Origin of the sequence: Flavobacterium sp. J27 (assembly GCF_004303025.1) — a bacterium.
Taxonomy (GTDB): Bacteria; Bacteroidota; Bacteroidia; order Flavobacteriales; family Flavobacteriaceae; genus Flavobacterium.
Genome location: NZ_PJQW01000005.1, coordinates 257,387 through 279,399, shown reverse-complemented (window position 1 = coordinate 279,399; position 22,013 = coordinate 257,387). Strand labels below are relative to the sequence as shown.

Here is a 22,013-nt window from a genome sequence, read left to right as displayed (position 1 = left end):
TAATTTGTGATAAATATATTTATCACAAACATAATTTAAATTATTTTTACTAATACCACATATGTAGTAATTTTGACAAAAAAATAAAATACATGAAACAAATTGCATTCTCACTAGCCCTTATTTTAACGCTCAGTTGTAAAGAAAAAGAAAACACAATGGAAACTACTCCACAAAACGATTCTGAAACTGTTACGGCAACTCCTACAAAAAAAGTCTTATTTGTAGTTACCAGTCATGATCAATTAGGTGATACCAGAGAAAAAACTGGTTTTTGGATTGAAGAATTTGTAGCACCTTATTATGAATTAACGGATCAAGGTGTTCTTATAACTATTGCTTCACCAAAAGGAGGACAACCTCCTATTGACCCTAGAAGTTCAGATCCTTCTAATGCTACAGATGACACCAAACGATTTGATAAAGATATTGCTTTACAAGAAAAATTAGCACACACTATTCCATTAGCTGAAGTAAACCAAAGTGATTATGATGCTGTGTTCTACCCTGGTGGTCACGGACCTTTATGGGATTTAGCTGTAAGTGAGACCTCTCAAAACCTAATTGTTTCATTTTACAATAACAATAAACCTATTGCTTTTGTTTGTCACGCACCAGCAGTTCTAAAAGAGGTAATAATTAATGGTGAGCATTTAGTAAAAGGTAAAAAACTAACTGGTTTTACAAATACTGAAGAAGAAGCGGTAGGTTTAACGAAAGTAGTTCCTTTCCTTTTAGAAGATGCACTTCAAGCAAATGGGGCACAATTTAGCAAAGGAGAAAACTGGGCACCTTACGCAGTAGAAGATGGCTTATTAATTACAGGTCAAAACCCTGCTTCTTCAAAATTAGTGGCGCAAAAATTACTACATCAATTAAATTAATTAGACATGTTAAATTTTGAATTATATAATCCTGTAAATTATGTTTTTGGTAAAGGACAAATTGAAAAGTTAAAAAATTTAGTACCAGAAAACACAAAAATACTTATTGCTTATGGTGGTGGAAGTATTTTTAAAAATGGCGTTTATGATCAGGTAAAAACGGCCTTATTAAAACAGTTTGAATCCAATCAGATTGTTGAATTTGGAGGTATTGAACCCAATCCTAGATATGAAACTTTAATGAAAGCTGTAACCCTCATTAAAGAAGAAAAAATTGGTTTTATTTTAGCTGTAGGTGGAGGAAGTGTTATAGACGGAGTGAAATTTATTTCAGCTGCAGTAAATTATGAAGGAGATGCAGCAGATATTTTAAGAAAACGCATTCTATTTAAAGAGGGGTCCAAAGTGGTTCCATTTGGAACAGTATTAACCTTGCCTGCAACAGGTTCGGAAATGAACTCAGGAGCAGTAGTTACTATTGAAGCAACACAAGAAAAATTAACTTTAGGAGGAAGTGCTTTATTTCCAGTATTTTCTATTGTTGATCCTACAGTAATTATTTCGTTACCAAAAAAACAATTACAAAATGGGGTAATTGATGCTTTTACTCATGTTATGGAACAATATTTAACTTATCCACATGATGCGATGCTTCAAGACCGTATTGCAGAAGGTATTTTACAAACTTTAATAGAAATTGGACCTGACGTGGTTGAAAACCCATCCGACTACAAATTAGCTTCTAATTTTGTATGGAGTGCTACTATGGCATTAAATGGTTTGATTCAAAAAGGTGTCCCTTCGGATTGGGCTACTCATATGATTGGACATGAATTAACCGCTTTATATGAAATAGATCACGCGAGAACATTAGCCATCATTGGTCCTAATTTATATCGTGTGATGTTTGACACTAAAAAAGATAAATTAGCCCAATATGGTAAACGCGTATGGAATCTTACAGGAAATTCAACAGAAGCTATTGCTGAAGAAGCTATTGAAAAGACAGTTGCTTTTTTCCATACTATGGGAATGAAAACTAAAATTTCTGAAAACACCAATAATTATGAAAATACAGCCGATTTTATCGTGAATCGTTTTGAAGAAAGAGGTTGGAAAGCTTTGGGAGAAAAGCAAAATATTACCCCTGAAAAAGTTAGAGAAATTGTAGAAATGAGTTACTAAATAAAATTCTTAATTCGTTAAAAAGCCAGATAAGTTATTTATCTGGCTTTTTATTTCCTAAAAAAACTTAAAAAAATCATAAATACTTAAAAATGAGTATTTTTAAATTAATGTCATTCTTTATATTTGTTTCACGCGATTCAAATTGGTTACCCTTTACAACAAAAAAACAAATAAACAATTATGACAAATTCATTAAGTTATGACAAAACTTTGATGACTTCTTTGGAGACTAAGATTAAAGTCGAAAAATGGAAGGAATCATTAGATGCTTATAAAGCAGATCAATACAAAGATTCATTTCTAACACTTTTAGATTATATTGATTCTGATATAAGAAAACAATATGGAAATGCAACTGAAACTTCTTTTAAAATTCCACACGGCTCTATAATTGTTGAAATTGAAATTTCCGAAACCTTACTAAAAATAAAGGCACCTTTCTTAAAAGTAGGAAATACGCATAAAATTCCAGTATTTAGAAGAATTGCTGAACTTAATTTTTCTCCATTAAATCTTGCCCAGATTAGATTTAATAATAATGAATTAGACTTCTATTATGAAGCACCCTTAGATTTATGCGAACCATACAAAATTTATTATGTTTTAGAAGAAATTTGCCATAAGGCAGATAATTATGACGATGAATTTAAAGCATCTTTTGATGTTACTTCGTTGTACGAACCTAAAGTAACTCCTTATAACGCAACTGATTTAGAAATCATTTGGAATAAATTTAATGGTTTTATAGCTGAAGCATATGAATATTTTGAGTATTTTGATAAAGAAAGACTTAGTTTTTTCAATTGGGATGTGATTAATATTACCCTTAAAAAAATAGATTACTGTATGTCGCCTCAAGGTAAATTAAGAACAGACATTGAGAGAGAAATCTCTAATCTTGGTTCACAGGACAATATTAATATTCGCATTCAAAAAGGAAAACAATTTTTACAAACATTACAAGCTATACCAAAAGATGAATTACTAGAAAACTTCTATGTGGCCGAAACTTTTATTCCAATAAAATCGAGGAGTGAAATTGAGCATTTGAAGAAAAATTTGGAACATACTTTAAAAATTGCTAACGATGAAATTGTTAAAGCAGATTTTATTGGAGCAACTTTTACGTTACTGTTGAGTTTCTATGATATGCTGTATTATAATATGGTACCTAAAGAAGTAGCTCAGAAAACGCAAGCCACTCTTGAACAGGCCTCTAAACAACCTTGGAAAGAAGCTTCCAGTATATTATTTAAAGGAATGACTGCTATTATGAACGAGCAAGAGTTATTATTTCAAACAGAACAACCAAAAAAGAAAGGTTTTTTTTCAAATTTATTTAAATAAAAAAATATGCACACTTTAGATACTCTCAAAAATGCCACATTTAAAATATTAACTTCGTCTTCAACAGGAAGTGGTTTTTATTTTAAAAACGAAGATGTAATTATTACCAACCATCATGTGGTACAAGGCTATAAAAAAGTAGCCATTGAAGATGTAAATCAAAACAGGGTAATTGCAAATGTTATCCTGATTAATCCAGATATTGACATTGCAGTCCTTAAAACAGAAACACCATTGCTTATTGATCCTTCTTTTTCTATTAACGATTCTTTACATGTTTCCACTCGTCAAAAAGTATATGCTTTAGGGTATCCCTTCGGAATGCCTTTTACTATTACAGAAGGAATTGTGTCCAACCCTGAACAGCATATGAATGGAAAACATTTTGTACAAACAGATGCGGCTATTAATCCAGGAAATAGTGGTGGTCCATTAGTTACAGAAGACGGTATTTTAGTAGGAGTTAATTCTTCAAAATTTAACAATGCAGACAATATGGGGTTTGCTATACCTGTAAAAGAAATCACAGCGGCTATTGAAAGTGTAAGTACTAATACAAAACATCAATTTTCATTACAATGCTCTTCATGTCATGCATTGGCTTACGACCCTTTAGATTATTGTAACAATTGCGGAGCACAATTACAAAAAGATGAATTCATAGAAGAAGAACTTGGCGATTTAAGTACTTTTATTGAAAGTGCAATTTCAGAATTAGGCATTAACCCTATTTTAACCAGAGCTGGTTATGAATACTGGAATTATCATCAAGGGAGTTCAGAAATACGGATTTTTATTTACAAAAGAGATTATCTTTATGTAACTTCTCCCATAAATAGTATACCAAAAGAGAACTTATTAGACTTATATACCTATCTTGTTTCAAGTAATCAAAGTCCTTTTAAATTAGGAATTTATCAAAACAATATTTTTATTTCTTATCGTGTACACATTTCTGACATTTTCAAAAACCAAGAAAGTCAAAATCACGTTAAAGAACAAATTAAAAACTTAGCTTTAAAAGCAGATGAAATGGATGATTACTTAGTGGATGAATTTGGTTGTCCGATGTCTACTTATTCTAAAAAAGATTTAAGAAGATAAAAAAATTGATTATTCTTTGCTCACTTTAAAAGTAGCAACAGTAGTCTTAGATTCCAAATTAAGAAAGTAAATTCCCTTTTCAAATGTTGAAAAGTCAACCAAAACTCTTTCTTGATTTGGAATTATTTTTTTTACAACTTGTCCAACGGCATTAAAAACCGTTATTTTTTTTATATCTTCTTTGGAATTGATAGTTAGTTTATCTAAAATAGGATTTGGGTACAACTGAAAAGTAGCGTCAGAAAATGATACTTCAGACAAGGAACCAACTTCGATACTTACAACAAAAGAACTTGAACCAGAAGCATTACTTACCGAAACTGTATAATCAGTCATAGGACTTGGTGTTGTGGGGGTTCCCGAAATTTCTCCTGTTAGTTCATTCAACGATAGTCCAATAGGTAGATTAGGCGAAACACTATATTTATACGTAATAATTTTACGAATTTTATGATTGCCATAGTCTGCTATGATAAGGGTATCATTATGCATGGCTATCCCTGTCGGATTTTTAAATGTAGCCATTGAAGCAATAGCATCGTTGGCTCCTTCCATTCCTGTTCCAGCAAAAGTACTTACCATTCCAGAAGGGGTTATTTTACGAATTTTATGATTGCCTTCATCGGTAACATATAAATTGTTTTGTGTATCGATAACAACAACCGCAGGGTGATTAAAACGAGCCAAAGTACCATAATCGTCAATAGCACCTGCTATTCCTGAACCCGCAACAGTACTTACTTGTCCATTTGTATCTATTTTACGAATTTTATGATTGCCATAATCAGCCACGTATACATTTCCTGATACATCCAAACACAAACCTGTAGGCCCATTAAACTTTGCAATAGAAATAGCTCCATCTGTAGCACCAGCACTACCTAAACCTGCTATTGTAGAAACCATTCCTGATGGGGTAATTTTTCGAATACGATGATTACTATAGTCTGCAATAAATAAATTATCATTTGCATCAATAGCCATGGCAGCAGGATAATAAAATTGAGCATTTACAGCCATCCCATCTTGAAAACCAGCTATTCCAGAACCGGCAAAGGTAGTTACTAGGCTATTTATGTCAATTTTACGTATAATATGATTGCTTTGATCTGTCACAAAAACATTTCCTTGGCTATCCATTATTGCTCCATCTGGATAATTAAAAGTAGCCGTTGTAGTGGTGCCATTTTGAGCACCTAAAGAACCAGTTCCTGCAAGTGTTGATACTGTTACAAAATTTGAAATCACTCTTATCTTATGATTGCTCCTGTCTACTACAATAATATCATTTTGATTATTTGAAGTAACCACTGTTGGATAATTAAATGAAGCTGATGTAATCGTTCCATCTAAAGCGCCTGCTAATCCAGTTCCTGCTAACGTACTCACAACTGGTTCACTAGGAATAGAACCTCCAGAATTTGAAGGCATCAAAGGAGTAATTGTTTCATTTACAAAAAAGGTGTTTGGAGTAGGATAACTAATGATAGGTGCTTGTGCTATCAGCAACCCACATTTAAAAAAGAAGACAAATAAAATGGATTTCTCTTTCATAACCTATTTGTAATGAAACAAAAATAAAACAAAAAAGCGTTCAAAATTGTGTTTTGAACGCTTTTAACTAACCAACCAAAAACTAAATAATTTAACCCAAATTATTTAAAAATATATCTATAGAACGCCACTATGATAAGATAAATTGCATTGAAAAAATTAAAAAAATGTTAAAGTTAATAAACCAAGAAAAACACTAGTCTTTTTAAGACTTTCAATATTAAAAGGAATTCTTTACCTTTGAATTTCCTAAAATAAAAATAAATGGAAAAACCAAAATTTGCTGTCATTGGAGGAGGAAGTTGGGCAACAGCTATAGCGAAAATGTTATGTGCAAATCAGGATAAAATTGCATGGTACATGAGAAACACTTATGCATTAGAATGCATCAAGCATCAAAAACACAATCCAAATTATTTAAGCTCGGTTGAATTTGACAACAACAAATTATTCCTTACCAATGATATTAATGAAGCGATTACCTTTGCCGATTATATCATTTTTGCCATTCCGTCTGCATTTTTAAGCGACGAATTAGAAAAGTTAACCGTATCTCTTTCCGATAAAATTATCTTTTCGGCCATTAAAGGAATTGTTCCAGAATCTAGTTTAATTGTAGGAGAACATTTTAACACAAAATACAAAATCCCTTTTAATAATATAGGAGTTATCACAGGGCCGTGTCATGCGGAAGAAGTAGCCATGGAGCGATTATCTTACTTAACCATAGCTTGTAACGACAGAACAAAAGCTAAATATGTAGCGAAAAATTTAAGTTCATACTACATCAAAGCCAAAACTACAGATGATATTATTGGAACAGAATATGCAGCAGTTTTAAAAAACATATACTCTATTGCGGCTGGAATTGCTCATGGATTAGGTTATGGAGATAATTTTCAAGCCGTTTTAATGAGTAATGCCATTCGAGAAATGAAAAAATTTATTCGAAAAGTACATCGAATGAAGCGAAACATTAATAATTCTGCTTATTTAGGAGATTTATTAGTAACGGGATATTCGGTTTTCTCAAGAAATAGAATGTTTGGAAATATGATTGGTAAAGGATATACTGTAAAATCAGCCCAAATGGAAATGAGTATGGTTGCTGAAGGTTACTATGCTGCAAAAAGTGCTTACTTGCTAAATAAAGAATATAAAGCTGATACACCTATTATAGATGCTGTTTACCGTGTATTATATGAAGGTAAAGAAGCAAAAGCAGAATTTAGAAAATTAACTGAAAAATTAAATTAAACTTTAACTTTTCATTAGATTATTAAAAAACAAAACCTATGTTGTTGTAAATCAATTATATAGGTTTTTTATTTATAAAAAATAAAAATACAAAATATTGATTAACAGTACTTTACAACAAATCCCCTTGGAATAGAAATTCTAAATTATTTTCGCAAACAAATTTAAAACATGGACTCATTAATTAATCATCCCGTTATATTAACTGTTTTTTCTATACTTATAATAGGCATGTTACTACTAGATTTAGGAGTGCTAAATAAGAAGAGCCATGCTATAACCAGTAAAGAAGCTGCTTATTGGTCCATTTTATGGATTTCTTTATCTATGGGATTTAGTGCGATTATTTACCATTATTTAGGATTTGAAAAATTTTCTCAATTTCAGGGCGCTTATTGGATTGAAAAAGCCTTATCAGTTGACAACCTTTTTGTTTTTATTTTAGTATTTGGTTATTTTAATGTAGCTAAAGAATTACAACATAAAGTATTGTTTTGGGGAGTACTTGGAGCCTTATTTTTTAGAGCCATTTTTATTTTTTCGGGAGTTTGGATATTAAACTACACCTATCTTCCAGAAATGGAACTATTTGGCAAAACAGTTACCATTAATTATTTATTAACGATTTTCGGAATAATTCTTATAGTAGCAGGAGTTAAATCTTGGTTTAGTACCAATTCCGATGATGGTGATCAGGATTTTTCAAAAAGCCCTGGAGCAAAATTAGTACGTCGTTTTTTTAAAGTGAGTTCTCAGTTTGATGGTGATCAATTCTTTACCATTCAAAATGGTTTAAAAATGGCAACCCCATTATTTATGGTGCTTGTGATTATTGAATTCACTGATTTACTATTTGCTGTTGATAGTATACCTGCTATATTTGCTATAGCACCAGATGACCCTTTTATTCTATACACTTCTAATATTTTTGCCATCTTAGGATTACGATCCCTATATTTCTTGTTGGCAAATTTTATGTATATGTTTAGCAAGCTTCATTACGGTTTGGCTATAATTTTGGCTTTTATAGGTGTAAAAATGATTATAGCACCATTTATTCATATTTCTTCTCTAGTCTCACTAAGTGTTGTAGGAGGTGTTTTATTAATTTCTGTAATGTGGTCATTACTTTTCCCTAGCAAAGAATAGTACTATTATGTAACTTTTTTACACATATTTTTTGTTCTAAAATTATTTTTACACAACTTCTATTTTTGGCACAAAAACACAAAGTCTTAATTATCAATATTTTACATTAAAGTCTAGTTTTGTTTTTTCAATGGCACACTTTTTTCAATTAACTAATCAACTAATAAATAATTAAATTAAAAAAAGTAAGTTATGAAAAAAGTAATTTTAACAGCCGTATTCGCATTTGCAACATTCACTACGTTTGCAACAACAGCAATCCATTCAAATCCTGCTCAAAAAGTAATTCTTGTACAAGAGTATAAAGAACTTCCTGTAGAAGAGTTACCTAGTGCGATACAAGAGGCTGTAAAAAGAGATTTTAAAGATGCTAAAATTCAAAAAGCATTTGTAAATGAAAGTAAAGAGTTTAAGTTAGAGTTACTAGTTGGTCAAGCTACTCAAACCGTCTATGCTGATGCCAACGGAAATTGGTTGAAAAAGGAGTAATATAAATTCACTTTCCTTTCACGAAGATGCTATCTCAATTGAGATAGCATTTTTTTATATTATTTTTAAGAACATTATTAATAGAATTCTCTATTTTTATTTAAAAAAAGAATGCCTAAGATATTAATTGTTGAAGACGACACTACATTTAACCAAATGCTTTTACAATTTTTAAAGCGAAATAATTATGAAGCTACGCCCACTTTTTCTGTAAAAGAAGCTCTAGAACAATTAAACACCTCAACTTTTGATATTATACTTTCCGATTTACGATTACCAGATCAAGATGGACTTACCTTGCTTTCAATTTTAAATGAACAACACAATACAACACCATTCGTATTGATGACTGCTTATGCCGATGTTAAAACAGCTGTTAAAGCTATGAAAACGGGTGCTGCAGATTATATTTCAAAACCGTTTGTTCCAGAGGAAGCTTTATTGGTTTTACAAAAAATTATTACATCCGATAAGAAACCGCCAGTTATTCCCAAAAAAGAAATACAAACAACTATAAAATCTGAGTTTTATTGGGGCAAAGGAATTGCTTCCATAAAATTAAAAAAACATATCGATTTAGTTGCACCAACACCACTTTCTGTATTAATAACAGGAGAAAATGGAACAGGAAAAGAAGTAGCTGCAAAAACAATTCATCAAAAAAGCAATCGAGATAAAGCTCCATTTGTAGCTGTTGATTGTGGAGCTATTCCAAAGGATATCGCTGGAAGTGAATTTTTTGGTCATATTAAAGGCTCTTTTACAGGTGCAATAAATGACAAAATAGGTTGTTTTGAAGCCGCTTCTGGTGGTACCTTATTTTTAGATGAAATTGGAAATTTATCCTATGAAAATCAGGTGTTATTACTTCGCGCCATCCAAGAACGTAAAATTAAACCCATAGGATCCAACAAAGAAATTGAAATCGACATCCGACTTATTTGTGCTACCAATGAAGATTTAAAAACAGCAGTAAGCAATGGCAATTTTAGAGAAGATTTGTACCACAGAATCAATGAGTTTTCCATTTCCATTCCTTCCTTACGAGATCGAAAAGAAGACATAGAAGCCTTTGCGTATCTTTTTTTAGAAAAAGCCAGTAACCAATTAAATAAAAGTGTTGACACCATTACAAAAGAAGCATTACAAGCACTACTCCAGTATTCTTGGCCTGGTAATTTAAGAGAATTACAAAATTATATCAAAAGAGCTACCTTATTAAGTAGCAACGAAGGTATAGCTGTAAGTGATCTACCTGAAGAGATAACAAGTGTAAATGAAAACAATATAGATTTAGGTTTACGAGATGAAGCTGAAAAAAAAGCAATCCTAGATGCTTTAGCTATGACTAATGGTAATAAAAGTAGAGCTGCAGAAATTTTAGGAATTTCTAGAAAAACAATGTATAATAAGATTACACAATACGACTTATAAGTAACGCTTCTTTAAAAAGTATTAGTTTTTCGATTAATGTATTAAAATCAAGAGTAACATTACTTTTTTTTGCCTGTAGTTCTACATTTTGCAAACTAGCAAATAGTTCCTCTTCCTCAAGTTGTCCTATCATTGTTTGCATTTTATGACTTGTAATAGCAAGTTGTTTCCAATTTTTACTTATAAAAGCTTTTTTTAGACTCGCAATATCTAAAGCTAAATCATTTGTATATTTAGCAATAAATTGCTGAATTTCATCGGGATTGTTCCCAATATATCGTTCTAAAATTTTACGATAAGAAGTTTCCTTATTCTTTTCAATTAAAGCCATTTTTTTTCCGCTTATTTTAGACAGTAATCCTAAAAGTTGGTTTGGCGTATATGGTTTTAATAAAAAATCATGATATAACTTACTGATAAATTCATTTTCATCAGGCACTTGTCCACTAATAAAAATGACGGGCAGTTTTGCTGTATTCGGAAGTTTCTTCAATTGAGACACAAATGTATAGCCATCCATTTGTGGCATTTGAATATCAGTAAAAATAAGTGATGGTAATTGTTTTTCACAAAATGCTAATGCTTCTTGTCCTGATGTAAAAGTAAAAATCTCTTCAAAATAAGGCTCTAGAAATGATCTTGTTAAAGCAATTTGAGAAGCATCATCATCTAGCAACAAAATACTTTTTAAATCTATAGTATCTTGTGGCTCTTTCTCAGGTGTTGTTTGAAAAGGTAATTCTACTGTAAAAACAGAACCTTCTCCTAACTGACTTTCTAAAGTAATTTTTCCATCTAATAACTGCACTAATCTTTTACAAATAGACAAACCTAATCCTGTTCCTCCATATAAAATTTCAATACTATCGTTTTCTTGCGTAAAGGATTCAAATATTTTTTCAAAAGCATCAGAAGCAATTCCAGCACCAGTGTCTTTTATAGCAATAGCTACCATTTTATTTTCAATTTTGGTTTGAATCGTAACGCTTCCTTTTGTGGTAAATTTAAAAGCATTGCCAATTAAATTATACAGAATTTGTCTAATCTTATTGTAATCACCATAATACAAAACCCCTTCTGTTTCCTGAATGTCATAATGTAAAACTACTTCTTTTTCTTGATGCAAATCGGCTATACTTTGAGCGGTTTCTTCCAATAATTCATTCCATTCAAACTCTTGAGAAAAGACTTTAATCTTTCCTTTTTCCATTCGTACATAATCTAATAAATCTAAAACCAATTGCTCAATATAGTGTGTTGCCGATTTAATTTTGATAAGCTTCTCTCTATTTTGTAACGTATTTTCTTTTTCTAACAATTGCGCACTATAGCCAATAACCGATTGTAAAGGTGTTCTAATATCGTGACTTACAGCAGCCATTAATTGCTCTCTGGATTCGAGTAACACTTCTGTTTTTTGTTTTTGCAACTCTAATTCTTGCCTATAATTTTTATTTTTGAGAAAATCAGTAGACAATAAGACAAAGAAGAAAACAACTAATAGTAAACAAACAATAGCAGCAATACTTAATAGCTGCAACGATTTTTGTTGATTATCAATTTTAGTCTTTTTAATTTTTTCCTGTTCGGTTGTTATTTTTTCTCTTAGCTTCAGGATAATGTCGGATAGTTTTTGCGCGATGAACAATTCATTTTTAAGCAATTCCACTTCCTTGTTTTTAATTGCCATGGTTTGCTCATTACTTTTCTTCTGCGATTCTATCAAAATATTTTTGGAAGCAGTCAATATTGAATCGGCTTCCTGAATGGAAATAGTATTACTGCTATCTTTAGGAACATTTTTATTCAAATAATCAACATAATCTTGGGCTACTCGTTTTTCATACGGATTTAAATCTTTAGCGTTTTTAAATAAATGTTCAATCTTTAATTTTCCTTTAATCTTTTCGATATTCTCTATTTTTGAGACAATTTGCTCAATAGGTAAAGTGGTATTTGTTTTATTTTGCAACTTTAACAAGCCTAAAACATTTTCTCTTTTATAATCTAAGAATTGTTTTAAGCTATCTATGATTTGGGTGTCAAAAGCAATAACTTTTGCTTTTAAACTATCTAGCTTTAGAATAATTTTATCATTTTTCTCTAAAAAAGCATTTACATTCTTTTTGCTTTTGGTTTGAAGGGCAATTCGCGATCGATTATCCGTTTCGTATAAATCTCGAATTAATTCAGTATATACCAATTGACTTTCATCATTTGTGTCTGATTTAAATAATTGATTTAATTTGGATTGCTGATGTAACAAATACCAAACGGCAAAAGCCATCAAGCCCAGCAATAAAAAATAGCTGAGTAAGAGCTTGAAAGAAGTATATTTTGATTCTTGTGCCAAAAAATGTTGGATTTAAAACCTACTATTGAAACGCAATTAATTGACGGTTATTTCATCAATAAAAATAAAAGCATCACCATCATAAGGGTGTCCTTGATGCCATTCTGGTAGTTTTCCAAAGTTTTTAGCAACCACTTTTAAATATTTAGCTTTGGTTTGAACCGAAGCCGTAAATTCTTTCAAAACCACTTCATATTCTTTTGGATCTACACTATTCTGTATTGTAGCCACTTTAGTGAAATTTTTAGCATCGTTTGAGGTATAAAATTCCACTTCAGTTGGCATCAAAATCCATGCTCGAGTGTCTTGTAGAAAATGGGCACTTATTTTTTTGATTTTTGTTTCCTTTTGCAAGTCAATAACCGCTTCAAAATCCTGAGATTGATACCCTTGCCAATCTCCTTTTCTCCAATTTTCGGAACCCAAAATACCGTCTAACAAACCTTCTGGTCCACCTGCATGGTATTGCGGATTGTATTTGGAGATAATGTTAATTGCATAATTATTTGGTTTTTTGAAGAAAGTTGCGGAAATAGTGTTGCTTTGTCCTTGATTCGTTTTTACATAAGCTTCAACAGTTGAAGTTTGCAATATTTCAAAAGGTTTTGTGTATTTAACGAACATTTTCTTTGCCAAATAGTCATCTTTATTATTAATTATAAAATAAATCTCATCATTTGAATTTTGAGATTTCATTTCAATTTTCAATTTATCCTTAAACGATTTACTTTCGGCTTCAATTACTGGAACTGGGATAATTGGAAATACATTTTTGCTTTCAGCTTTAGCCAAAACTTCTTTTAAATAACCTTTAAATCCTTTTTTGGTAATGGCAAGTTGCTCTTTATTTTCGAAATTAATAGTTACTTTTTCAAAATAAGGAGTTGTTTTTGCCCATTCTGCGTTTCCTGGTGTAACTGTATAAATACCCATTGAACTCAACACATACCAAGCACTCATTTGTCCGCAATCTTCGTTTCCAATTAAACCATCAGGAGTATTTTTGTAAAAATTATCTAAGATGTATTTTACTTTTTCATTCGTTTTTTCGGGTTTTCCAATATAATTGTACAAATACGCCATATGATGACTCGGTTCGTTACCGTGTGCATATTGCCCAATTAAACCGGTTACATCCACTTGTTCGCGACCTGTGGTTTTGCTTTCGCTGTTGAACATTGCGTCTAACTTGGCTTCAAATTTTTCTGGTCCGCCATAGGCTTCAATCATTCCTTGAATATCTTGTGGTACAAAAAAAGTATATTGCCATGCATTGCCTTCGGTAAAATTATTGTTCACTTCACGAGGATCAAAAGGTTTGTCCCAACCACCATTTTTCTTTGGTCGGATAAAGCCTATTTCCCAATCGAACAAATTTTTCCAATTTTGCGAACGTTTCATGAAATACTGATAGTCTTCTTGTTTTCCTAAAAGTAGCGCCATTTGTGCAATACACCAATCGTCATAGGCATATTCCACGGTTTTAGAAACACTTTCATGATCGTCATCAATGGAAATAAATCCATTTTTCTTGTAGGCTTCTAAACCTAACACATCACGCATTGCGGAAGCTTTACTTGCTTCAAAAGCTTTTTCATAATCAAAACCTTCGATGCCTTTTACCATTGCATCGGCAATTACCGAAACTGAATGATAACCAATCATACAATCGGTTTCATTGGAAGCCAATTCCCAAACCGGCAACCTACCACCTTGTTCGTATTGTTTAAGAAACGTATTAATATAATCTGAAGTACGTTTTTTATCAATTAACGTGTACAACGGATGTGCGCCTCTAAAGGTATCCCAAAGAGAGAAAACCGTGTAATAATCAAATCCTTCCGCTTGATGGATTTGGTTATCCCGACCGCGATATTTCCCATCAATATCTTGTGCAATATTCGGTTGCATCATGGTGTGATACAAAGCCGTGTAAAAAATGGCCAACTTATCTTTATCATCTGAAGACACTTCAATTTTTGACAATTCATTATTCCAAAGTTGTACAGCGTCTTGATGCACTTTTTCAAAATCCCAATGTTTGATTTCGGAACTGTTTAATTGGGCTCCTTCATAACTCGTTGGCGAAAGCGATACTTTTACAAGGATTTTTTCTCCTTTTTTGATTTGTTTTGAGAAAATAATAGCTTTAGTTTCAATATCCTTTTCTCCACTATTAGATCTTTTATTCGCTAATACTTTATCAATAGAAACATTAAACTCAATTCGTGCATACACATATTGATTGGTTGCCCAAGCTTCGCTTCTTCTTAAGACTTCAATGGTTTTGTCATCAATTACACGAACTTTCCCTTCCAATAATTTATCCCGATGATTCAAATCCAAAATAATATTGGCTTGACCGTCTTGATTAAAGGTATATTCATGAAAACCTATGCGTGTTGAAGCCGTTAATCGAACATCAATGTTGTGTTTGTCCAATGTTACGCTGTAAAAACCCGCGGAAGCTTTTTCATTTGCATGAGAGAAAGCCGAAGAATAGCTTTTATTATCAAAAGAAGGTTCGCCCATGGTTGGCATTAACATGATATCACCATAATCGGAAACGCCTGTTCCGTTCAAGTGCGTGTGTGAAAATCCATAAATGATACTATCTGAATAATGATATCCAGAACAACCATCCCAACTACCATCAATTCGAGTATCTGGAGATAATTGCACCATTCCATAAGGTGTTGTGGCTCCAGGAAAAGTATGTCCATGACCTCCTGTACCTATAAAAGGATTAACATGTTTGGCATAATCTTGTGACCATGCAAGATTGACAAAGAAAAACAGTGATAAAAGAAAATTCCTCATTTTAAAGCTAAAATTAGACTATAAAATTGAGGAATTTCTGTAAAAATTACAATTAAAAAAGATAAAATAACATAAATTGTGATCTTTTCTTTATCAATTTTCACAAAACGTTTTAAAAATATATTTATCTAATGATGTTCTTTATAAATTCCATTGTATTTTTAGAATCTTCTTGAAAAGGTATGTTAAATAATAAATATGAGAAAAACAACATCGCATAAGGAATTAAAATCATAAAGTTTTTTGTCTCAAATTTGAATTCGTCAAATGGTAGTTTTAAAGGTAAAACAAAACAAACAAATACTAATGGAATAGTATAAATAAACATAAAAATATACACTGGCCATTTAAGTCTAGCTTTTATTTTAATTATACTTTTATTGTTTTTTGTTTCAATCTTTCCAGAAAATATTGCTCTAAAACTATCTTTTCTTCTATCTATTTTACGACATATTATAAAACTATCACTTTTTATAATACCTTGAAAAAAATAGTCATCATCATTTTGAAAAACGGATAAGTTAGAAAATTTTACCACTTCTGAAACACTTTTTACTAGTCTATCTTTTATTTCTCTTGGAGTTAAATTACTTTCAAACTCATAATAATTATAGGGTAAATATTTCATTTTTAATTGTTTAACTAAAAATTAAACACCCATTACACCACGCTTATCAATTACTGGTAAATCGGTTTGAGCTCTTTCATTAATACTATTCACTTTAAACATGAATTTTTTATCAAACATTTGGTTTCCAACAAAATAAGACAACATAAATTCGTTGTTCAATTGCAACACATTATTTTCTAAAAATTCTATTTTTACAGCCGATTTTGGTTCTACTTTAGCAAATGCATGGCGTAGTTGCATGGTGTTTCTGTTTTCACCATTAATAAGTCCATAAGCACGAGAAACAATCATGGCCATTTCTAATGTTTCATTAGTAGCATTTAATAAATAAGCATACCAACAATTTTCTTGAAAATCATCGCTCCATTCTTGAATAGCAACAATGTGAACATTTTCTACTTTTGGAATTACTATATCTTTTTTCATTACTAAGTCTTAAAGTTTGAAAGTCGAAAGTCTTAAAGTAAAAGAGTTTAACGCTCTCAACTTTAAGACTTTCTAATTTTTTTATTTATTTTAAATCGATGATTTGAATTGCTCTAAGAAACGCACGTCATTTTCATAAAACATACGAATATCGCCAATTTGATACAACAACATAGCAATACGTTCGATTCCCATACCGAATGCGAAACCTGTATATTCATCTGGATTGATATTACAGTTTTTCAACACATTTGGGTCTACCATTCCACATCCCATAATTTCTAACCATCCCGTACCTTTGGTAATACGATAATCAATTTCATTATTCAATCCCCAATAAATATCTACCTCAGCACTTGGCTCGGTAAATGGGAAATAAGAAGGACGCAAACGAATTTTAGATTTACCAAACATTTCCTTAGTAAAATACAACAACGTTTGTTTTAAGTCGGCAAAAGAAACATCCTTGTCGATATATAATCCTTCTACTTGATGGAAAATACAGTGCGAACGAGAAGAAATATCTTCGTTACGGAAAACGCGACCAGGAGAAATCGTTCTGATAGGTGGTTGATTGTTTTCCATATAACGCACTTGCACAGAAGACGTGTGTGTACGCAATAAAATATCAGGATTTGTCTGAATGAAAAAGGTATCCTGCATGTCTCTTGCTGGATGATATTCTGGTAAATTTAAAGCGGTAAAGTTGTGCCAATCGTCTTCGATTTCTGGACCTTCAGAAACATTAAAACCAACGTTAGAAAAGATGTCAATAATTTGATTTTTTACAATTGAAATTGGATGACGAGAACCAATGTTAATTGGCTCACCAGGTCTTGTAACGTCTCCGTAAATCCCTTTTACCTCTTCTTTACTTTCTAAAAGGTCTTGAATACTCGCCACTTTTTCTTCAGCCGTATTTTTTAACTGATTAATTACCTGTCCAAATTCTTTTTTCATTTCATTGGGAACGTTCTTTAAATCAGCATATAACTCTTTTAATAAGCCTTTGCTTCCTAAGTATTTGATCCGGAATTCTTCTAATCTTTCTTTATTGTCAGCATGAAAAGCCTTTGCTTCTTCAATATGACCTTTAATCTTGTCTATCATTGCAAACTTAAAATGGTCAGCAAATTTACAAATTATATTTTTTTGTTCTAGTGTAATTCCAAAGTTTATCGATTAAACAGAAAAATCTCTGTTATTTAGCTATAGTTTGGTTCCCTAATTTTGAAGCAATAAAGCTAATTACAAAAATTTGCATAGCATGAAACAACATAAGAGGCAATAAAATAACTCCTGTTGCAATTGCAGAAGGGAAAAGAATTTTAGAAAATACTGTTCCATGAACCAATGATTTTTTAGTACCACAAAATTGTGCTGTAATTTGATCTTCTTTTGCAAACTGAAGTTTTTTGGAAACAAGACCAATTATTTGGTAAACAATAAAAAAAAGCAACACATCACATATAAAGATAAAAAACAAATCCATTAAGTTCACTGTTGAAAATACTTTTTCTTCAAAAGATTCTGAAAAACTTTTATAAATAATTATTAAGATAATTGATTTGTCAAATAATGTTAATTGCTTATTATATTGCGTAGCATATTTTCCTAAAAATCGTTGTAACAGCATTCCAAACAGAACTGGCAAAAGGATTTCCGTTACTAATTTGATATAAACACTTCCTAAATCGAAAGCAACTGCATTTTGTTGTAAAAAAAGACCCATCCAAAGCGGTGTAATCAAAATACCAATTAAACCTGAAATACTGGCATTAAAAATGGCCGCTGGAATATTACCATTAGCAATAGAAACCATTACAACAGAAGAGGAAACAGTTGAAGGTAAGGCTGCTAAAAAAAGAAAGGCTAGCCAAATTAATTCTTGTTCTTCTGAGACCACAAAAGGTTTTGTTAACAACACTATTATAGGAAACACTAAAAAAGTGGAAAACTGAACTAAAAGATGTAATTTCCAATTCTTCAACCCACTTTTAATTTTATCTGGGTGCAATTTTAATCCGTAAAAAAAGAATATCAAGGCTACTCCAATACTTCCTATTAAAGATAAAGGAATTGGACTATTTTTGGATCCAAATTGAGGAAAAATATAAGCTAAAAGGACGGTTCCTAAAATAGCTATTACAAATTTATCTATTTTTAATTTCATCTTTTCTAGGAGAAAAATTTATTCTTTTATTTCCTTTACAAAATTGAAAAAAATAAAAGAATAAATTGAATATGAATACATTTTTAATTAACCAAAAAAGATTTATTTTTTAATTTTTTCTTTCTTTAATGCATAATAATATACTTGCGGTAAAACTGTAATTGATAATATCATACAGACTATCAATCCACCCACAATCATAATGGCTAAAGGTCTTTGTACTTCAGATCCCATTCCTGTTGATAAAGCTGCCGGAAGCAATCCCATAGAACCCATTAAAGCAATCATTAAAACCGGTCGAATTCTTGCATAAACGCCTTTTGAAATCGCTTCTTTCAACAACATTTTCTCATTCAGATTTTGCCTAATGTTTCCGATTAATACAATTCCGTCTATGGTGGCTACACCAAAAAGAATGATAAATCCAATTCCTGATGAAATTCCGAAAGTAGTATTGGTCACAAATAAAGAAAAATAACCTCCGATAAACGCAAATGGCAATACGATAAACGAAACCAACGTGTCTTTTTTATTCCCTTGAAAATTCATCCACAACAAAAACATGACTAATAACAACGACACCGGAACAATTGTAATTAACTGTTTAGTTGCTCTTTCTTTGGATTCAAATTCTCCTGCCCATTCCATTTTATACGAATTAGGTAATTGAACTGCTTGCTCCACTTTTTGTTTGGCTTCGGTAATGGTACTTCCTAAATCGCGTCCTTCTATACTAAAACCAACAGCAATGTAACGACTGCTTCCTTCACGGTAAATAAATGTTGGTCCTGTTAAATAAGAGATAGTTGAAATTTCTTTTAATGGTATTTTACGATTGTCTTTAGTAGGAATTAAAATTTCGCCAATTTTCTCTTCATCATCTCGGTATTCTTTAGCAAAGCGAATGCGCACATCAAACATTCGTTCATTTTCATAAAAAGTGGTAGCCTCTCTACCTCCAATAGCCATTTCTACAACCGCTTGTGCATCGCTTTTGTCAATTCCGTAGCGTGCTAGTAAATGATCGTGCAACTGAATTCTCAACTCGGGTAAACCAATGTTTCGGTAAACATTCAAATCTTGAATACCTTCCACATCTTTGATGCTTCCCGCAACTTGATTGGCATATTCTTCCAATTGGAACAAATCGTCACCAAAAATTTTAACGACCAACGAACTTTTTACTCCAGCTACGTATTCTTCCACATTATCTTGAATTGGCTGGCTAAATCCAAAGACAATTCCGGGATAGGTTTGTAAAGACGAACGCATTTCTTCGATTAATTCGTCTTTCGAAATTTTCTTTTTCCAATCGCCTTCTGGTTTCAACTGAATGTGAAATTCGATATTGAAAAAACCTGTTGGATCGGTTCCGTCATTTGGTCGCCCAACTTGATTCAATACAAATTTTACTTCTTCAAAATCGAGTAATTTGGTTTTCATTTCGAGTGCCAAACGTTTCGATTCTTCCAAATTGACACTATTAGGCAAAGTGGCGCGAACGTAAATAGCTCCTTCGTTTAACTTTGGTAAAAATTCCGTTCCGTGATTTAAAATCCCGATAACACTCGCAACAAAAATTACAATAAACGTAATAATAGTTCCTTTTTTATGGCGTGCCGTAAATTCATATAACTTAAACAAGCCGTTGCGGAAACTTCGCGTGATAAAATTCTCTTTTTCGACAATATTTTTGGTCAACAACACTTTACACATTGCCGGAACATAGGTCAAACTCAGCAACAACGAACCTAGTAACGCAAAACCTAAGGTGTAAGCCAAAGGCGAAAACATTTTACCTTCTACTTTTTGGAACGAGAAAATAGGCAACAACGCAATAATCAAAATGAATAAAGCAAAAAAGATGTACGAAGCTACGCTAGTGGCACTCTTTTTAATGATACCAGATTTTGAAATTCGATTGAATTTTTCCATTCCGAGTTCATGAGCTTTTTGTTCGAGCCCTACAAAGACGACTTCGGAAATAACCAAAGCACCTTCGAGCAACAAACCAAAATCGAGTGAACCCATTGAAATTAAGTTAGCCGGCATTCCTTTGATGCGCAACATCACAATGGCAAACAAAAACGCTAATGGAATAACTGAAGAAACGATTAAAGTGAGTCGCCAATTGTTCAAAAAGATAAATACAATAAGTGATACTAAAATTACGCCTTCAACCAAGTTTTTAGTTACCGTATGAACCGTAGTTTCCACTAATTCTGTTCGATCGATGAACGGCTCAATTTTTACATCTTTGGGTAAAATTCGCGTGTTGAGTTCTTCGATTTTATCTTTTAAAGCACCAATAACATCAGCTGGATTTTCACCTCGCAACATTACGACGATACCTTCCACCAAATCATCTTTATCTTGTAAACCTACAGAACCTAATCTTGGTTTTGCCGAAATTTTGACTTCAGCAACGTGTTTTACCAAAATAGGCGTAGTTCCTTTTACTTCGATTAAAATGTTTTCGATGTCTTCGATTTTATCCAATAAACCAACTCCTCGCACAACATAAGCTTGGCTTCCTCTTTCAATGACATCACCACCCACGTTAATATTACTTTTGGAAACCGCCTCATAAACATCAAGTGGCGACAAATCGTAATTGGCTAACTCCGTTGGATTAATTTTTATCTCATACGTTTTTTCTTCTCCACCAAAACTTACCACATCGGCAACTCCAGGAACAGAAACCAATTCTCTTTCGATAACCCAATCGTGAAGTGCGGTTAATTCTTTTATTGGTCGGTCGCTTTTTAAAACATAACGAAAAATTTCTCCTGTTGCACCATAAGGCGGTTCAATTCCTGCATCGGCACCTTCGGGTAAATCCACATTTTGCAAACGATTTGAAGCATATTGTTGCGCGTAAAAATCTTCTACATCATCATTAAAAATAACTGTTACAACTGATAATCCAAACAAGGAAATCGATCGAACTTGTGCTTTTTTAGGAATGGTATTCATTTGCTTCATAATGGGAAGCGTAATGAATTTTTCTACTTCTTCGGCACTTCTTCCGGGCCATTGCGTAATCACTCGTGCACGCGTATTGGTCACATCGGGGAAAGCTTCAATTGGTGCATGAATGTAACTGATGATTCCCGCGATTAACAATACCGCAGTGAGAAAGAAAACGACAATGTGATTCTTTAGTGAAAAAGCAACTATTTTTTGTACTAACTTTTGCATTGT

The 22,013-nt window shown here is 32.0% G+C and carries 16 protein-coding genes; 8 read left to right on the top strand and 8 right to left on the bottom strand.

Annotated elements, in window-relative coordinates; translation table 11 throughout:
• Positions 1-92: 92 nt before the first annotated feature.
• From CX675_RS09175 to CX675_RS09160, 4 genes are all read left to right on the top strand, one after another.
• On the top strand, positions 93-884 hold the full coding sequence (locus CX675_RS09175; RefSeq protein ID WP_370277663.1) for a type 1 glutamine amidotransferase domain-containing protein: 792 nt from the start codon (positions 93-95) through the stop codon (positions 882-884).
• A gap of 6 nt (positions 885-890) precedes the next feature.
• On the top strand, positions 891-2,069 hold the full coding sequence (locus CX675_RS09170) for an iron-containing alcohol dehydrogenase (protein ID WP_130734939.1): 1,179 nt from the start codon (positions 891-893) through the stop codon (positions 2,067-2,069).
• Between the two features lie 183 nt (positions 2,070-2,252).
• The gene (locus tag CX675_RS09165) at positions 2,253-3,419 is read left to right on the top strand and encodes a hypothetical protein (RefSeq protein WP_130734938.1); all 1,167 of its coding nucleotides are present in this window, start codon (positions 2,253-2,255) and stop codon (positions 3,417-3,419) included.
• 6 nt (positions 3,420-3,425) lie between these two features.
• Positions 3,426-4,523 carry a trypsin-like peptidase domain-containing protein gene (locus CX675_RS09160; RefSeq protein WP_130734937.1) on the top strand — a complete coding sequence of 366 codons (1,098 nt, stop codon included), beginning with the start codon at positions 3,426-3,428 and terminating at the stop codon, positions 4,521-4,523.
• 9 nt (positions 4,524-4,532) lie between these two features.
• Here CX675_RS09160 and CX675_RS09155 read toward each other — a convergent pair whose 3' ends face one another.
• Entirely contained in the window at positions 4,533-6,077 is a 1,545-nt protein-coding gene (locus tag CX675_RS09155) for a T9SS type A sorting domain-containing protein (protein ID WP_130734936.1), read from the bottom strand.
• Between the two features lie 264 nt (positions 6,078-6,341).
• On the opposite strand from CX675_RS09155, the gene CX675_RS09150 reads away from it, so the two are divergent.
• The 4 genes from CX675_RS09150 to CX675_RS09135 all read left to right on the top strand — a co-directional run bounded on the left by CX675_RS09150 (position 6,342) and on the right by CX675_RS09135 (position 10,406).
• A complete protein-coding gene (locus tag CX675_RS09150; RefSeq protein WP_130734935.1) occupies positions 6,342-7,334 on the top strand; it encodes an NAD(P)H-dependent glycerol-3-phosphate dehydrogenase in 993 nt (330 codons plus the stop codon).
• 171 nt (positions 7,335-7,505) lie between these two features.
• Complete coding sequence (locus CX675_RS09145; protein ID WP_130734934.1) at positions 7,506-8,483, top strand: TerC/Alx family metal homeostasis membrane protein; 978 nt, start codon at positions 7,506-7,508, stop codon at positions 8,481-8,483.
• Positions 8,484-8,675: 192 nt separating this feature from the next.
• Positions 8,676-8,972 (top strand): hypothetical protein, encoded by a 297-nt coding sequence (locus CX675_RS09140; RefSeq protein ID WP_130734933.1) that lies wholly within the window; start codon positions 8,676-8,678, stop codon positions 8,970-8,972.
• A 111-nt stretch (positions 8,973-9,083) separates the two neighbouring features.
• Positions 9,084-10,406 (top strand): sigma-54 dependent transcriptional regulator, encoded by a 1,323-nt coding sequence (locus tag CX675_RS09135; RefSeq protein ID WP_130734932.1) that lies wholly within the window; start codon positions 9,084-9,086, stop codon positions 10,404-10,406.
• Here CX675_RS09135 and CX675_RS09130 read toward each other — a convergent pair.
• The 7 genes from CX675_RS09130 to CX675_RS09100 form a co-directional block, all read right to left on the bottom strand.
• Positions 10,387-12,759, bottom strand: a complete 2,373-nt coding sequence (locus tag CX675_RS09130; RefSeq protein ID WP_130734931.1) for an ATP-binding protein — start codon at positions 12,757-12,759, stop codon at positions 10,387-10,389. The two genes, CX675_RS09135 and CX675_RS09130, sit on opposite strands and share 20 nt — an antisense overlap.
• 36 nt (positions 12,760-12,795) lie before the next feature.
• The gene (locus CX675_RS09125; RefSeq protein ID WP_130734930.1) at positions 12,796-15,579 is read right to left on the bottom strand and encodes a GH92 family glycosyl hydrolase; all 2,784 of its coding nucleotides are present in this window, start codon (positions 15,577-15,579) and stop codon (positions 12,796-12,798) included.
• A 124-nt stretch (positions 15,580-15,703) separates the two neighbouring features.
• Positions 15,704-16,207 (bottom strand): hypothetical protein, encoded by a 504-nt coding sequence (locus CX675_RS09120; protein ID WP_130734929.1) that lies wholly within the window; start codon positions 16,205-16,207, stop codon positions 15,704-15,706.
• A gap of 21 nt (positions 16,208-16,228) precedes the next feature.
• Positions 16,229-16,636 (bottom strand): hypothetical protein, encoded by a 408-nt coding sequence (locus CX675_RS09115; protein ID WP_130734928.1) that lies wholly within the window; start codon positions 16,634-16,636, stop codon positions 16,229-16,231.
• A gap of 90 nt (positions 16,637-16,726) precedes the next feature.
• Positions 16,727-17,746, bottom strand: coding sequence for a phenylalanine--tRNA ligase subunit alpha (gene pheS, locus CX675_RS09110; RefSeq protein WP_130734927.1), 1,020 nt, complete (start codon positions 17,744-17,746; stop codon positions 16,727-16,729).
• Between the two features lie 91 nt (positions 17,747-17,837).
• A complete protein-coding gene (locus CX675_RS09105; RefSeq protein ID WP_130734926.1) occupies positions 17,838-18,809 on the bottom strand; it encodes a bile acid:sodium symporter family protein in 972 nt (323 codons plus the stop codon).
• 102 nt (positions 18,810-18,911) lie between these two features.
• Complete coding sequence (locus CX675_RS09100) at positions 18,912-22,010, bottom strand: efflux RND transporter permease subunit (protein ID WP_130734925.1); 3,099 nt, start codon at positions 22,008-22,010, stop codon at positions 18,912-18,914.
• Positions 22,011-22,013: the final 3 nt, after the last annotated feature.